Origin of the sequence: Halothiobacillus neapolitanus c2 (assembly GCF_000024765.1) — a bacterium.
In the GTDB taxonomy this organism is placed as follows: Bacteria; Pseudomonadota; Gammaproteobacteria; order Halothiobacillales; family Halothiobacillaceae; genus Halothiobacillus; species Halothiobacillus neapolitanus.
In genome coordinates this window covers 2,134,162-2,150,313 of the sequence record NC_013422.1, presented here as the reverse complement: position 1 = coordinate 2,150,313, position 16,152 = coordinate 2,134,162, and the positions used below count along the sequence as shown (strand labels likewise).

Below are 16,152 nucleotides of genomic sequence, written 5' to 3'. Positions count from 1 at the left end.
TAGGTAGGTTAAGTGATGAGCAAGATCATTCAAGCGCTCGAAGCCGAGCAAATGAACCGTGAGATTCCTGCGTTCGCCCCCGGCGACACAGTGGTTGTTCAGGTTAAGGTGAAAGAAGGCGAACGTGAGCGTCTGCAGGCATTTGAAGGCGTCGTGATTGCGATCCGCAATCGCGGCATCAACTCCGCGTTCACCGTGCGCAAAATTTCTTACGGCGAAGGTTTGGAGCGCGTGTTCCAGACGTACAGCCCTGCGATCGCATCAATCGAAGTCAAGCGTCGTGGTGATGTCCGTCGTGCCAAGCTCTACTTCTTGCGTGGTCTGACCGGCAAGAAAGCGCGTATCCGCGAAAAACTCGGCTGATATTGCTTCACGTTTAACGAGTTTTGTCTTCGGGGTTCATCCCGGAGTCATCGCTTGGCAAGCGACTGAGCAAAAACACTTCTAGCGAAGCATTACTGTTTTGCTCTTGAAAAACACCCCAGCGTCCACACAACGCTGGGGTGTTTTTTTGGCTTTTTGCTTTAGATGGAGATGAATAGTTTATGAGTCAGCCAGAAACCCGGGGTTTCCAAACGGAAGTTAAAGAGCTGTTGCAGCTCATGATCCACTCCCTGTATTCCAATCCCGAGATATTCCTGCGGGAATTGGTATCCAATGCCTCTGATGCTTGCGACAAGTTGCGTTTCGAGGCCGTGTCCGACGATGCGTTGTACGAGGGTGATGAGTCATTGCGTATTCGGGTGAGCTTCGATGAAGCCGCCAAGACCGTCACGATCGAGGATAACGGCATCGGGATGAACCGCGATGAAGTAATCGAGAATATCGGCACCATCGCGCGTTCCGGTACGAAGGCCTTCATCCAGAAGCTGGGGCAGGACAAATCGAAAGACCTGTCGCAGATCGGTCAGTTTGGTGTGGGTTTCTACTCTGCATTTATTGTCGCCGATGAAGTCAGCCTGACGACGCGCCGAGCAGGCATGGGTCCGGAGCATGGCGTGAAGTGGACTTCCCGTGGCGAAGGCGAATATACGCTGGAAACGGTCGATAAGCCTGAACGCGGGACCACCATCGTCTTGCATCTGCGTGACGATCACACCGACTTCGCCAATGACTGGCGACTGCGTTCTACCATCCGCAAATATTCCGATCACATCACCTTCCCGGTTGAGATGCTGAAAGTCCCTGCGCCGAAGGCCGATGATGCAGAAGAGAAAACGGAAGAAACAGCGGAATGGGAGCGTATCAACGATGCGCAGGCATTGTGGGTGCGTCCGAAATCGGAAATTACCGATGACGAGTACACCGAGTTTTACAAGCATGTGGGGCACGACTGGGAGGCCCCGCTGGCCTGGACGCACAACCGAGTCGAAGGCAAGACTGAATATACTTCCTTGCTCTACATCCCCGCGCGTGCGCCGTTCGATCTCTGGGATCGCGAGTCCAAGCAGGGCGTCAAGCTTTATGTGAAGCGGGTCTTCATCATGGATGACGCCGAAAAACTGATGCCTCGTTATCTGCGCTTTGTGCGCGGTGTGATTGATTCGGCTGACTTGCCTTTGAACGTATCGCGTGAAATCCTCCAGTCCAACCGGGTGCTGGACACGATTCGTCAGGGTTCGGTCAAGCGCGTGTTGGGTATGCTCGATCAGATGGCGTCCAACGATGCGGAGAAATACGCCAAATTCTGGGGCACCTTCGGTCAGGTTCTGAAAGAAGGTGTGGGTGAGGACTTCGGCAACCGCGAGCAGATCGCCGGGTTGTTGCGATTTGCCTCCACGCAGGCGGGATCGGATGAGCAGAACGTCAGCCTCAAAGAGGTCATCGGGCGCATGCAGGAAGGCCAGGATGAGATTTACTACATCATCGCCGACTCTTATGCTGCGGCGCTTGCCTCTCCGCATCTGGAAATCTTCCGCAAGAAAGGCATTGAAGTGCTGCTGTTGTGGGATCGCATTGATGAATGGCTGATGTCGCAACTCACAGAGTTCGACGGCAAGAAATTCAAATCCGTGACGCGCGCCGAACTGAGCCTTGACGAGGCAGCCGAAGACGAACCGGAAGCCAAGGAAACTCAGGACGCGTTGGTTGAGCGTCTCAAGAAAACTCTGGGTGACCAAGTCGATGATGTGCGGATATCCAAACGTCTGGTCGACTCTCCCGCCTGTCTGGTGACCACGGAAGAAGAAATGAGCCTGCATCTTCAACGCTTGCTCAAAGAAGCGGGTCAGGCGGCGCCGACCGTGAAGCCCATTTTGGAGATCAATCCGCAGCATCAACTGCTGCAGCGGGCGGCGAACGAAACGGACGATGCGCGTTTTGAAGACATTGCCCGCGTTCTATTGGGACAGGCGGCGTTGGCGGAAGGCGGGCATTTGAGCGATGCTGCCGATTTCGTAACACGGTTGAATCGCTTGTTGGTCTGATCGAGCTTGGCGTTACGTAGCGCTTAGGTTATAGAAATCCCCCCCCGAACGGCTCATCCGGTCGGGGGGATTTTTTTGTTTTGACATTTTTTGTTCTGTCTATGGCATTTGGTGACAGGATCGGTTCGAATAGCAGGCTATATGCTTCGTAGATATATCCCTACTAAGCTAATTTTTTGGGTATTAACAAATTAATGCATTCATGTCCGAGTGGCGACGTGCGATAATCTGCAATAAATTTGTCATGGGGCATCACCTTGGTTCATCAGCGAACATTACGAAACAGCATACGGGCGACCGGCATCGGCCTGCACACCGGTGAGCAGGTTCGGTTGACATTGCGTCCGGCGGCGCCGGATTCCGGCATCGTTTTCCACCGGACCGATCTTGATGAACCTGTTCATATCGTCGGCCATGCCTTCAACGTGGGAGAAACCCAACTTTCCACGACGCTGGTGCGTGACGGTGTAAAAATTTCTACCGTTGAGCACCTCATGTCCGCTCTGGCGGGGTTGGGTATCGATAATTGCCATGTTGAGATTGATGGCCCAGAAATGCCCATTATGGATGGGAGTGCGAGTCCGTTTGTATTCCTGATCCAGTCTGCCGGAATCGAGGAGCAGGATGCACCCAAACAGTTCATTCGCATCCTCAAGCCGGTTGAAGTGCTCGATGGCGATCGTTGGGTGCGTTTCGACCCACATGACGGGTTCCGGGTGGCGATGTCGATCGATTTCAATCATCCGGCATTGGAGGATTCTGCCCGTCTGGCCGAAATCGACTTTTCCTCGACGACCTTTGTCAAGGAAGTGGCCCGTGCGCGGACGTTCGGCTTCATGCGCGATCTGGAAATGATGCGCAAACGTAACCTCGCCTTGGGCGGTAGCGTCGACAATGCGATTGTTGTGGGTGATTCGCATATCCTCAACGAGGATGGTTTGCGTTACGGAGATGAGTTCGTCAAACACAAAATCCTTGATGCCATCGGCGATTTGTATCTGCTCGGTTGCAGCGTGATCGGTGCGTTCACTGGCCATAAGTCGGGGCATTATCTGAACAATCAACTGCTGCGCGCATTGTTGGCTCAGTCGGATGCGTTCGAGCGCGTGACCTTCGAGCGAGAAGAGCTACCGCCGGTGTCGTTTGCCCGCCCCGTTGCCCAAATGGCCCACTGAGTATCGATCTGAAATTCGTTCGATAAGACTCCAAGCCCCTCTGAACAGAGGGGTTTTTAATTTCCGTCGGACGTTGGTTTGACTCCAAGATCAGCCAGTCGCCGCAACGTGCTTGCCAACGAAGCGTCCGGTTCATGTTCTGCCAAGGCTCGTAGCGAGGCGCGGGCACTTTCCCCGAGTTCCCTGTGTTTTTTTTCGGGTGGTTTGAGCAACCTATCTTCTGAAGCGACCCGGATTTCCACATTGGTCAGGGTGGGTAGGTTTCCTTCCTTTTGCGCGGCCTGATTGAGCCGCCCCAGCCATTGCGGTGCCTGAAATCGTGTCTGCGTGGCGAGCGCCGCGTGATCTACTCCAAGAACCAAAACGCCATCGCGGATATTCAGTACACGCACTCGCCCCTGAAGGTTGCGCGGTAGTACCTCCAGCAGAAATAAATCAAACATGCGAATTTGTCCCGCGCGGGCCGCGAAGGGTTTGAGGGCATCGTACAGGTTTGATTTCATGGCGGGGCTCGCAAGGCGTGGTCGGGCTCTTAAATCGGCTCTTTGTAGAGTGTACGAGCTTTGCTTCTTGAGTTGAATGTCTTGTCAATCCGGTCGCTTATTGCTTCCAATGGCTTTTTAACCCGGATGAGGGTTGAAAAAGAAGTGCTTCGCTACCATTTCAAGCTTATCTGCCGTACCATTCCAAGCCCAGATTCTGGCTATGGTCGCGGGCCGTACAGGCCGCAAACGAGCCGCTTCTCGCTGTGGCGTTTCTTTTTTGCGTCCACCTATCCCCACAACGGAAAGTTTTGTTCATGATCGCAAGTATTGTCCGGAAGATTTTTGGCACCCGTAATGACCGCGTTATCAAGCAGATGCAGCAACGTGTCGGGCAGATCAATGCACTGGAACCGCAGATGCAGGCATTGGATGATGCCGCGTTGCGTGCCAAGACCGATGAGTTTCACCAGCGCTGGCAGAACGGTGAAACCCTGGATCAATTGCTGCCCGAAGCCTTTGCCGTTTGCCGGGAAATGAGCCAGCGCGTGCTGGGCATGCGCCATTTCGATGTGCAGCTGATCGGCGGCATGGCGTTGCATCAGGGCAAGATCGCGGAGATGCGAACTGGTGAAGGCAAGACGCTGGTCGCCACCTTGGCGGTTTATCTCAATGCCTTGACCAAGCAAGGCGTTCATGTCGTCACCGTCAACGATTACCTCGCCCGGCGTGATGCAGAGTGGATGGGGCGGCTCTACAACGCGTTGGGCTTGTCTATTGGCGTGGTTGTTCCGAACATGGACAACCGCAGCAAATACGATGCCTATCGTTGTGATGTGACCTATGCCACGAACAACGAGCTCGGTTTCGATTATCTGCGTGACAACATGGCCTTCAGCCAAGACGCGGTCATGCAGCGCGAGTTGGTTTACGCCATCGTCGATGAAGTGGATTCGATCCTCATCGATGAAGCACGCACGCCCTTGATTATTTCCGGCCCGGCGGCGGATTCTTCCGATACTTATCTGAAAATCAACGGGTTGATTCCCGAGCTCAAGAAGCAGGCGCGCGAAGAACCCAAGGATGACGAGCCGCCGTTAACCGACGAAGAACGCGGTGATTTCACCGTCGATGAAAAGAACAAACAGGTGTTTTTGACCGAGCAAGGCTTCGAACGAGCGGAAAACCTGCTGATTCAGATCGGTTTGCTGGAGCCGGGCGAGTCGCTCTATGACGCGCACAACATCATGCTGTTGAGTCATTTGAATTCCGCTCTGCGTGCGCATGCGATCTATCGTCGGAACGTGGAGTACATCGTTCGCGACAACGAAGTGATCATCGTCGATGAATTCACCGGGCGCACGCTTGCAGGACGCCGTTGGTCGGAAGGCTTGCATCAAGCAGTCGAGGCCAAAGAAGGCCTGCCGATTCAGCCGGAAAATCAGACACTGGCGTCCATCACCTTCCAGAACTATTTCCGCCTGTACAAAAAGCTATCGGGTATGACCGGTACGGCGGATACAGAAGCCCGCGAACTGGCTGAAATCTACAATTTGGAAGTGGTGCAAATTCCGACCAATCGCCCGGTGCAACGTAACGATCTGGGCGATTTCGTCTTCCTCACGCAGGCGGAAAAATACGAAGCCATCGTCAAGGATGTTCAGGCCGCCCGTGGCCGCAACCAGCCCACACTGGTCGGTACTGCTTCGATCGAGTCTTCCGAAATTATTGCGGCGGCACTGACCAAGGCCAAGATTCCACACAACGTGCTGAACGCCAAGCATCATGAGCGCGAGGCGGAGATCATCGCCGAGGCCGGTCGTCCGGGCGCGGTAACCATCGCCACCAACATGGCCGGTCGGGGTACAGACATCATGCTGGGCGGGAATCTGGAACAGGAAACGCTCGCACTGGGCAGCGATGCGACGGAAGAAGACAAAGCCAAGGTTAAGGCTGCCTGGCAAATCCGGCATGACGAAGCGCTGGCTGCGGGCGGCCTGCACGTGGTGGGTACGGAGCGGCATGAATCCCGCCGGGTCGATAACCAGTTGCGTGGCCGTTCGGGTCGTCAGGGTGATCCGGGCTCGACCCGCTTCTTCCTGTCGTTGGAAGACAACCTGATGCGCGTGTTCGCCTCCGATCGGGTCGGCGGCTTGATGAAGAAACTGGGTATGCAAGCGGGCGAGGCAATCGAGCATCCCTGGGTGACCCGTGCCATCGAGAACGCGCAGCGCAAGGTTGAAGGTCATAACTTCGACCAACGTAAGCACTTGCTTGATTACGACAACGTTGCCAACGAACAGCGCAAGGTCATTTACGATCAGCGCCGCGCCGTCATGGCCACCACAGAAACACAGGCGATCATCATCCCGATGCGTCGCGAAGTCATGGCCGATGTCTTCTCGCGGTTTGTGCCGCCAGAGGCACTGGAAGAACAGTGGGATATCGAGGGTCTGACCCAAACGCTTGCCGAAGATTTCGGTCAGCAGATGCCGATTGCCGAATGGCTGGCCACGGACAAGGACCTCCATGCCGAGACGTTGCTCGACAAGATCATTGACACCATGGAAGAGGATTACAGCGTCAAGGAAACCATCGTGGGTGCGGATTCTCTGCGCCAGTTCGAGAAAGGCATTCGGCTGCAAGTGCTCGATGGACACTGGAAAGAACATCTCGCCGCGATGGATTACCTCCGTCAAAGCATCGGTCTGCGCGGGTATGCACAGAAAAACCCGACGCAGGAATACAAGCGCGAAGCCTTCGAGATGTTCAGCCACATGCTGGATGAAATCAATCTGGAAGTCGTGAAAATCCTGAGCCGTCTGTCCATCGCCCCGGCGCCCGATCAGGGCGAGGCAGTGATGGATGACCTGCTTGAAGACGTGGTAGAAGCCCGGTATCTGGATGAAAGCCGGTTGCAGATGCGACACGAGTCCGTGGATGAGTTTTCCGAATCAGCATCCGAGTCGGATGCCGAAGGCCGCACCCCCGTTCGTCAAGAACCGAAGCTGGGGCGTAACGATCCTTGCTGGTGTGGATCGGGTAAAAAATATAAGCACTGCCACGGAAAATTAAATTAGTCTTGTTACAGTCGCAGACAGATAAAAGCTGGCTGCGGCCGAAATAAACTAATAATTCAAGGAATGGACACGATGAATAAACTGGCGATAGGACTGGGTGTGGTAATTGTCGCCGGCATCGCGGCCGCACCGTACGTTTCCGGCATGATGATCGAAAAACGTATGCAATCGGTCAGTGCGCTTCCGGGGCTCTCTGATGGCATCACCTGGTCGCTTGACTCATATCAGCGAGGCTATTTGAGTTCGACAGCAACCTCTCATGTCACACTGGCTGGCGCAGATGGCACACGCTATCTCATTCATTTCAAGCACACCATCAATCAGATTCCCGGGGTGGATGGTCGGTATGCCACGATCCAAACCGTTTGGGTGCCGGATACGGAAATCAAGCCTCAGGTTGAGCAACTCTTTTCAGGGAAAGAGCCGGTCGTGCTGAACACGGCGCTGAGCGTGTTCGGTGGTGCGCACACCGAGGGTGAATTTGCGCCCATCAACCAACCTCAAGTCACCTTTAGTGGCGGCACGATGACAATCGATGCCGCGGCCAGCGGCAAGTTCGCCTATACCGGCGCGTTTGATTCGCTGAATATCACCGGTCAGAAAGACGATAAGGGCATGCCTCAATCGGCTGCCTTCAAGGGTATTACTCTTGATGCCGATGGGGTGATGGACAAGAAAAGCCACATTGCCTGGAACAGCCAGTTTGCAATGAAAGTTGCTTCGTTGACGGTGGGCAACGAGGGCGCTCTTTCCGGATTGGCTCTGACGAGTCACTCTTTGCGGACCGGCGATGATTTCGCCGTTGATGTCGGCTTGGATGTGGCTAATGCTGATTTTTCTGCCGCGCCGCCTGCCTTCCGCACGATGAAGGATCTGAAATTCAAATACGGCATTTCGCGGGTCGACGCCCCCGCGCTTGAAGACATTGTTAAGCAGGCACAGCTTGCGCAAAAGCAGACCATGGGTGATCCGGACAAAATCAAACAGGCGGTATCCATGAGCGTGATGACGCATCTGCCCGCCTTGCTGAATGCGGGGCCGAAATTTGAGATTGATCCGATCAGCTTCAAATTGCCGGATGGTACCGTGGCGCTGCATTTCTCCGCGGAGTTGCCACCGGGGCATGGCAAGGAAGGGATGAATAATCCGATGTCGCTGCTTAATCTTCTCGACATGAAAGGGGATTTCAGCGTTCCCGAAGCGGTTTATCAGGCGGCTCAGACTGAAGCCGGGCCAGATCGCCAAGCGGTGAATGAGCAGCAACTGCAGCAAATGGTGCAAAAAGGGTACATCACGCAGTCCAATGGCATGTTGTCGACCAATTTTGCCTTCAAGGCCGGACAGCTCACCATCAACGGCTTGCCAGCCAATGATTTGCTGGGCGTGATGTCAGCCATGTCTGCACGGTAAGCGCCGCTTGAGGCAACCGTGACGGATGACTTAATTCGACGACCTCTTATGGGGTCGTTTTGTTGTTGAATCGAGGTAAAAAGCTATGCCAGTTGGATTAACCCCGCCCGTTGCCGGTTCGTTGACACTCATTCCCGGCATTCGGCTCGGTGTGGCACAGGCCGGTGTGCGCAAAGCCAATCGGGATGACGTTCTGGTCATTTGCTTGCCTGAAACCGCGACAGTCGCGGGTGTATTCACGCAAAACCGATTCTGCGCCGCACCTGTCCAGTTATGCCGTACCCATCTTGCGTCGACAGCGCCCCGTGCACTGGTCATCAATACCGGCAATGCGAATGCGGGTACGGGCGAGGACGGTTTGGCTCGTGCGCGCCAGGTCTGCGCGGCACTCGCCAACGAGTTGGGCTGCAAGGAAGATCAGATTCTGCCGTTCTCCACGGGCGTGATCATGGAGTCCTTGCCCGCCGATCGGATTATCTCGGGCATTCCTGCGGCGCTGGCGAACCTGGCCGAAGACAACTGGCTGCGTGCGGCGGGCGCGATCATGACAACCGATATCGTTGCCAAGGGACGCACTGCCTCCTGTCAGATCAAAGGGCAGACCGTGACGGTAACCGGGATTGCCAAGGGCTCGGGGATGATTCACCCCAACATGGCGACGATGCTGGGCTATGTGGCCATTGATGCCCGTGTGCCGGCAGGCGTGTTGCAGCACCTGCTGAACGAAGTGACCAATGAGAGCTTCAATCGCGTCACGGTCGATGGCGATACCTCCACCAACGACTCGTTCATTCTGATGGCGAATGGTCGAGTCGATGCGCCCTTGGTCGAGGAAATCGACGGGGCTGATTATCACGCACTGTACGCCGCTGTCGCCGAGGTGAGTGTCTTTCTTGCACAGGCGCTCGCCCGCGATGGCGAGGGCGCGACGAAATTCGTCACCATCGAGGTCGAACAAGGGCGTGATCGCGCCGAATGCGTACAAATCGCCAAAGCCATCGCGCACAGCCCGTTGGTGAAAACGGCGCTGTTCGCATCCGATCCGAACCTGGGAAGGATTCTGGCGGCAATCGGGTATGCCGGTATCGATGATCTGGACGTCAATAAAATCGGCCTGTGGCTGGGGGATGTCGAAGTGGTTCGCAATGGCGGCCGTGATCCGTCCTATGTCGAAACGCGTGCCGCTGAGGTAATGAAGCGCGAAGACATCACCATGCGCATCACGCTGGGTCGCGGGTCGGCGCGGGATCGGGTCTGGACCTGCGATTTTTCCTACGATTACGTCAAGATCAATGCCGAATATCGCTCCTGAGTTCCGCTCGGCCACGCTGTTTATTCGGCAATGAGTCCTCCGGAAGAAACACGAATCGCACTCGCAGTTTTACCGGCCGGACCGAATCAGGCCGGTCTTCCCCAATATTGGCTTGAGCGCCGCCCCGATTCTGCGCATCTGGGCGGGATGCTGGCGTTTCCCGGTGGCAAGTGCCAGCCGGATGAATCTCCCACAGATGCATTGGCTCGCGAACTGTTTGAGGAACTCGGTATCCTGCCGCAAGCGTCGCGGTTGCTTATGGAAATTCCCTGGGTTTACTCGGCCAATTCAAGCGATCTTGAAGGCAAACCGAAATCCAAGCACCTTCGCCTCATTGTCTATCGAGTCGAAAAGTGGCAAGGCGAACTTCATGGCCGCGAAGGACAATCGGTAACAGCTCAAACACTGGATTGCAGTCGGCATGGCGAGTGGATGAGCGCCTTGCCACCTGCCAATCGGGGGATTGTCGCTGCCTTGTGCCTGCCGCCTCGAATAGCAATTACAGCTGCGTGCGGTGCGGGCGATGCCGGGTTTTCCGTTTGGCATCAGGCATTGGTCAAGACAGCCAATGCGCTTAGACAGCAATTTCGATCGTCATTTGGGGGGCGATCATCCATCGTGCAATTACGTCCCGGTCGGGATCTAAGCATGGCCCAGTGGACCGCCGCAGTGGCCACCGTTCAGTCGTTTGAGTTGTCCGCGTGGGTGAATGCGAGTTTGGATATTGCCATATCGTGTCGCGCAGATGGTGTTCACTTAAATCGACACCGTCTGGCCTCGGTGGATCGGGAAGCCCTGGCGAATTGGCGTGCACAAAATCGTTGGGTTAGTGCATCCGGCCATACCTTGGAAGAAGTGCGATTGGCCAATGAGGTCGGCGTCGATGCCTTGCTGATTTCTCCCATCCTACCAACGTTAAGCCATCCGGGAGAATCCGGAATCGGTTGGGCACAGTTCGCGGAATTGACTCGCGAAGCCACCATGCCCACCTATGCGCTTGGTGGCATCTTGGAAACGCACCTGCCCCAGGTGCAAATGTTGGCAGGGCAGGGGGTCGCCGCCATTCGTGGCTATTGGATGGACTCTTGATGACGGCTTTGCGTTGTATCGGGTTTCGTTGAAATGAGTTTGGGTTCGATCAAAGGCTTAATCAGTCTCCATAACCCGTAACTGAACAGGGCGAGCACAGGTATCGTGGCCGTCCACAGCGCGGCTTGCGGATCAATGCCAGCTCGCCCAGACAATAGGGCATTTAGCCAGGGAAGCAACACGGTAATTCCGAGATAGATAGTCGATGCGGTTATCAGGGCGCCCGCCCCTGCGAGCTGCAACGACAGAATGCCGAAATAGACGATGATACCGATCAGCCGATGACTGTCGGCAGCCGATAAGCCGGTGTGCAGCGCCAGATCGTGCTGACCATGAGCGATGAGGAGAATGCGTATTGTGTTGGCAATCAGCGTGGTTAACCAAGCCGCGCCGAAAGCCTTCAACGCTATCAACGGACCGAGCCGGTTGCGCCATCGCCATAGATAGCCCAGCCAGGAGGCAATCAGGAAATTGCCGCCTGCGCATGCTTTGACAATGATCAGATTGTGGCCGGCATCCAGCCACTCGCCCGATGGTGTCGGGGTGAACGCGAGTGTGCCGACGCTGTTCAGCAAGGTAGCCAAGGGCCAGAGCAACCATTGCAGTTGGCTTGTTGGCACCGATGAGTACAGCGCTTTGAACGCCAAGACCATCAGCAGGACAAGCCCCCAGGTGAATACTCCGCCCCGCATCCGGCGCGCGTCAGCGGGTATGTCGAGATGTTCAGTGCGGAACATGGCGATTCTTCCGGAACAGTCGATCTGAAGCGAACAGGACAGCCAGCGCAAGCAGCAACCAGTACAGGCTGGGTTCGGGTACGGGCTGTGCCACGGCCAACTCGGACACACCTTGTGGCAGCGGCAGCGGTTGTTTGACGTCCGTGGTATTGCCGTTCGGGTTGCTGATCGTTTCATCGACCGCGACGAACGAGGTGTATCGCGTCAGCAGAGAGTAACGCAGGCCGAGACGGATGATTTCATCCCGATGCGCGTCGTCGTCGCCCTGAAGATCGGAAAGATACATCAGTCGTTGGCGGGCCCACAGTACGGGCAGCAGTTCGGCTTGATTCTTGTCGGCCTGCCCGTTGGAGTCGTCCAACGATAGGGTAGCGCGGTATTCCCCCGTGGCACGGGTGCCCGTGAGTTCCAGCGTGGCGCCGGGTTGCGCATTGCGGTATTTGCCGAAGATTACGATGGGTCTCTCGGCGAGCATGACCGGGATTTCAGACGGCTCCGTATCGTACAGTTCCACGCCATTGCCCCGGATTTTGATATGGCTGAGAACCGGTGCGTCCACATAGCGACGGAACCGTGCACCGACACCCGGTACGTCATTCGGGCCTGTGATGATGAACGGTTCGCCCTGACCGGCATGGGCCATGCTCTCCATCAGATAGCGATTGACCGACGATCCGATGCCGAAGGCAAAGAGATTGGTCGAGTTCAGGTTTTGTTTGATCAAATCGTAGGCTTGCCGCTCGACGTCGACATAACCGTCCGTGATGACAACGATACTGCGGGCGGTATCTTCCGTGCGCGGCATCGCAAACGCTGTTTTCAGTGCCGGGAGCAATTCGGTGCCGCCGCCACCCTGAATGCTCCGCATCATGGTCATGGCCCGTTGCAGGTTTTCTGGTGTTGCTTGCAACGGGGTGGGTGACAGCACGCGTGAACCACCCGAGAAGAACAGTATGTTGAAGGTTTCCTGTGGCTTCAGGCTGCTAAGCAGTTCGCGCATCAGGTCGCTGGCCGTGTTGAGGGGGAAGCCGTACATGGAGCCGGAGACATCGACCACGAACAGATATTCGCGCTTCATCACTTCTGTGGGTGCAACCCGCTTGGGCGGTTGAGCCATCATCAAAAAATAATGCTCGCCGTTCCATTCGTAGGTCATCAGGCCTGAATTGATCTTGGCGCCCTGGAGTCTGAAACTCAGGATGAAGTCCCGATTACCGGTGTGTGTTTCGGATGGATCGAGACTGATTTCCGCCGATTTGTCATTCAACCAATGCGTGACGATCTTGTGTTGCGCCGAACGCAGGTCACTGATTGGAATCGGGCTGGCAATGCGCACATGAATGTCGGTCTTGATCTGGGCCGGGTTTGAACCGTCAGTGTTATCTTTGGCGTAGGGATTGGCTATCCATCGGTTATGGGGTGTGGCCCGAATCGGATCTCCACCGTAACGAGGCCCGACCACGGTCGGATAGACCAACTGGTATACGCCATCATCGGGAATCAGTAATTCGCTGTATTGCAGCACCAGTTCAACGGTGTCGCCAGGCATGATGTTCGCAACGTTCATCATGAATACGTTCGGACGTTTTTGTTCCAGCAATGCGGCATGTTTTCCGGCTTGTTTCGCTACTTCGTATATTTTCTTGGCTTCTTCCTTTTCCTTGATTTTGGCTTTGATGATCCGATCGCCAATGTTCATGGTGAGGCTTTGAACCGCAGCGTGCGTCGATCCGGGAAAGACGTAGCGTGCATTGATTGGGCGCGTGCCTTCGTTTCGGTAACGCTGGGTGATGGTTACCCGAGCAATCGGACCATCAATGACGATATCGGCCGAGCTGGATTTGAGTGGCAGGTGATCGGTATTAGGATCGCCGTCTGGAATCCATAATCGTGGCGCCAGGCTGTGGTCGCAGTTGGTGCATTCGCGCCCACTGTCGGCGAATGCGTAGGCAGCAGAGAAAAAAATCAGGCAGGCAAATAGGAATAACAGTCCCCGTTTCATGGTGTCACCTCTTGGTGGGTTGAAGGAGACGCCAGCTTAGAAAATACGTGTGGGGTGTTTGTCGGCCCTGTGTGTGGACTGTGTGTGAATTAGGTGTTTTTTGCGACGGGCAGGTTCAGGCAGGCTTCGGCTCCGCCATGTGGATGGTTGTGGAGTTCGATGTGTCCGCCATGAAGGCGAGCGACTTCCTGCACGAGATTGAGGCCGAGACCGCTGCTGCGCTCGCCGCTATCGGGGCGGGGGGTTGAGTAAAACCGCTCGAAGAGCCGAGGTTGGGCATAGTCTGGAATGCCCGGTCCATGATCTCGGATAGTGAGTTGAACCTGATCGTCTTCTTGAGAAACGTTGATTTCAAGCACCCCGTTTCTTGGGCTGAAATCGATTGCATTATCAAGCAGGTTGCCGACAGCTTGTCGAAGCAGAAACCGACTCCCAGAAACCTTGGTCGGGGAGAGGGTGGTTTTTACGTGTAATGACTTGTTCGCCAATCGGTCTGCTCGCTCGTTTACGACATCTTGAACGAGATCGTCGAACGCGATGTCTTGCCGCTCGTCAAGCCGGCCCCGATTCTCGGCGCGGGCCAGATTGAGTACGCCATCGACGATACGTTGCAAGCGCGTGGTTTCGGTCGCGATATTGGTTTCAAGGCGAATGCGACGTTCAGAGTCTGTTTCATCGGGCAGCAGTTCAATAGCGCCTCGGATGGCAGCAATCGGGCTTTTCAGTTCGTGTGCGAGTAGTTGCGATACCTTTTCGACGTGGGCTTTCCCATCCAGTTCGGTGCGCAGGTGCTCCAGTGCTTGTGCGAGGCGGCGCAATTCACTGCGGCCTTCGATGGGAATGCGGTCGCGCGTGCCTTGAGCCACTTCATTGGCATGGTCCACCAGACGGCGCAGGTCGCGAGTCATCCAGTAGGAAAAAGCCAGTGCCAGCAACAACGCTAACGCGAAGAGCCATAACGCGGATTCCCAGGCTTTTTCCAGTGTCAAGTCGATGAAACTTTGGAACGAGCGCGATGGTTTGCCGACAGAAAGCACGCCCACAATGCGGTTGTCCTTCATGATGGGGGCTGCCACATACATGACGCTGCCGACAACACCATTTTCTTCTTCCGGTGAAGTTCGTGCGCCGTACGCACCGGCGAGCGTGCGGCGGACGTCGAGCCACCGTGAATAATCCTTGCCGACATCGTGGTTCTCGCTATCGAAAACCACGATGCCGTTTTGATCGGTGACATACACGCGCAGGTTGGGGGTGGTTTTGAGTACGCCGTAGATGCGCGCCTGGAAGCGCCGTTTCTGATACCCCTGAAAGAGTGTTTCAATATCGGTTATGCCTTTGTTTTCAGAAGCTTCCTGAGAGGCGAATTCGGCCAACAGATTAGCGGTCTGCAACAGCGTTTCTTCAACTGATTGACGCACGCCCGGAACGAGCTGATCGGTAAAAAGTTTCATCCCCAGCAGAACGGCAAGGGCGGCGACCAGAACATAACCGACGAAAAAGCGAACGAAGAAGTTCACGTATCGCCTCGGGCCAGGCTATAGCCAAGTCCACGATGAGTGCGGATCGGATCAGAATCTGTTGCCAATGCTGTCAGTTTGGCGCGCAGGCTCTTGATGTGCGTATCGACCGAACGCTCAAGGCTGGCGGCGGCAAGTCCGGCCGCATCCATCAACTCGGCTCGGCTGAAAACGCGTTCCGGGCGTGCAGCCATGGTTTTCAGTATGAGGTATTCGGTTCGGCTGAGATCGAGTGGCCGTGATTTGAACAGAACGACCGCACGTTCTTCATCGACCACGAAGGCGGTTTGGATTGAAGATGGGGATGGCGAGGCAGAGCTTGTGGCGAGCGAGGCCGGGCTGCGGCGCAGGATGGTTTTGACCCGGGCGGCCAGCTCGCGCGGGCTGAATGGTTTCAGAACATAGTCGTCCGCACCGATTTCCAGGCCGACGACCCGATCTATTTCATCGGATCGGGCAGTGAGAAAGATGATGGGTATGTCGGAAAAACCGCGCACGAGCCGGCATAGATCGAATCCATTTCCGTCAGGTAGTCCCACGTCGAGAATGGCCAGATCGAAACCGCCGGAGCGCAACCGAGCCAATCCATCCGCGACAAGTGTGACGTGCTGGCAGTCAATGTTTTCCCGCGCCAAGGCGAGAATCACATTCTCGGCAATGGGACGATCATCCTCGACCAGAAGGATGGTGGCGCTCATGGGCTGCTGGCCTATTTCTCGTCCAGCAACTGCCCGCCCACGGCCCAATCTTCACGGGGTAATTCTTCGAATGTGATATACGTGGCGCGCTTGGGTTTTTGCGCAACGCGCTCCAGCGTGTCAGAAACTTCTGCCGCAATCTGCTTTTTCTGTTCGCGCGTCAGATTACCGGCAAGTTTGATGGTGACAACGGGCATGGTCGTATCTCCTTTAGCTGGGGT

General features: G+C 55.6%; 13 protein-coding genes. 7 read left to right on the top strand and 6 right to left on the bottom strand.

Translation table 11 applies throughout. The annotated features are described in order from the left end of the window. Positions 1-15: 15 nt before the first annotated feature. The 3 genes from rplS (at position 16) to lpxC (ending at position 3,601) form a co-directional block, all read left to right on the top strand. The gene (rplS, locus tag HNEAP_RS09970; RefSeq protein WP_012824857.1) at positions 16-363 is read left to right on the top strand and encodes a 50S ribosomal protein L19; all 348 of its coding nucleotides are present in this window, start codon (positions 16-18) and stop codon (positions 361-363) included. Positions 364-545: 182 nt separating this feature from the next. Continuing rightward, positions 546-2,426 (top strand): molecular chaperone HtpG, encoded by a 1,881-nt coding sequence (htpG, locus tag HNEAP_RS09965; RefSeq protein ID WP_012824856.1) that lies wholly within the window; start codon positions 546-548, stop codon positions 2,424-2,426. Positions 2,427-2,683: 257 nt separating this feature from the next. Next, positions 2,684-3,601, top strand: a complete 918-nt coding sequence (lpxC, locus tag HNEAP_RS09960; RefSeq protein ID WP_012824855.1) for a UDP-3-O-acyl-N-acetylglucosamine deacetylase — start codon at positions 2,684-2,686, stop codon at positions 3,599-3,601. A gap of 56 nt (positions 3,602-3,657) precedes the next feature. On the opposite strand, the gene HNEAP_RS09955 is transcribed toward lpxC, so the two are convergent. Then, positions 3,658-4,104, bottom strand: coding sequence for a DciA family protein (locus tag HNEAP_RS09955; protein WP_012824854.1), 447 nt, complete (start codon positions 4,102-4,104; stop codon positions 3,658-3,660). A gap of 296 nt (positions 4,105-4,400) precedes the next feature. On the opposite strand from HNEAP_RS09955, the gene secA reads away from it, so the two are divergent. From secA to HNEAP_RS09935, 4 genes are all read left to right on the top strand, one after another. Then, the gene (gene secA / locus HNEAP_RS09950) at positions 4,401-7,163 is read left to right on the top strand and encodes a preprotein translocase subunit SecA (RefSeq protein ID WP_012824853.1); all 2,763 of its coding nucleotides are present in this window, start codon (positions 4,401-4,403) and stop codon (positions 7,161-7,163) included. Positions 7,164-7,235: 72 nt separating this feature from the next. After that, positions 7,236-8,573, top strand: coding sequence for a YdgA family protein (locus HNEAP_RS09945; RefSeq protein ID WP_012824852.1), 1,338 nt, complete (start codon positions 7,236-7,238; stop codon positions 8,571-8,573). Between the two features lie 85 nt (positions 8,574-8,658). Then, positions 8,659-9,885, top strand: a complete 1,227-nt coding sequence (argJ, locus tag HNEAP_RS09940) for a bifunctional glutamate N-acetyltransferase/amino-acid acetyltransferase ArgJ (RefSeq protein WP_012824851.1) — start codon at positions 8,659-8,661, stop codon at positions 9,883-9,885. Positions 9,886-9,915: 30 nt separating this feature from the next. After that, positions 9,916-10,974 carry a thiamine phosphate synthase gene (locus HNEAP_RS09935; protein WP_012824850.1) on the top strand — a complete coding sequence of 353 codons (1,059 nt, stop codon included), beginning with the start codon at positions 9,916-9,918 and terminating at the stop codon, positions 10,972-10,974. Here HNEAP_RS09935 and xrtK read toward each other — a convergent pair. The 5 genes from xrtK to HNEAP_RS09910 form a co-directional block, all read right to left on the bottom strand. Then, complete coding sequence (xrtK, locus tag HNEAP_RS09930; RefSeq protein WP_012824849.1) at positions 10,956-11,711, bottom strand: exosortase K; 756 nt, start codon at positions 11,709-11,711, stop codon at positions 10,956-10,958. The two genes, HNEAP_RS09935 and xrtK, sit on opposite strands and share 19 nt — an antisense overlap. Continuing rightward, a complete protein-coding gene (locus HNEAP_RS09925) occupies positions 11,698-13,713 on the bottom strand; it encodes a VIT domain-containing protein (protein ID WP_012824848.1) in 2,016 nt (671 codons plus the stop codon). The genes xrtK and HNEAP_RS09925 overlap by 14 nt, the downstream gene beginning before the upstream one ends. Before the next feature lie 89 nt (positions 13,714-13,802). Next, complete coding sequence (gene creC, locus HNEAP_RS09920; RefSeq protein ID WP_012824847.1) at positions 13,803-15,233, bottom strand: two-component system sensor histidine kinase CreC; 1,431 nt, start codon at positions 15,231-15,233, stop codon at positions 13,803-13,805. Next, on the bottom strand, positions 15,230-15,931 hold the full coding sequence (gene creB, locus HNEAP_RS09915; protein WP_012824846.1) for a two-component system response regulator CreB: 702 nt from the start codon (positions 15,929-15,931) through the stop codon (positions 15,230-15,232). The genes creC and creB overlap by 4 nt, the downstream gene beginning before the upstream one ends. Positions 15,932-15,942: 11 nt before the next feature. Then, on the bottom strand, positions 15,943-16,128 hold the full coding sequence (locus HNEAP_RS09910; protein ID WP_012824845.1) for a tautomerase family protein: 186 nt from the start codon (positions 16,126-16,128) through the stop codon (positions 15,943-15,945). Positions 16,129-16,152 lie beyond the last annotated feature (24 nt).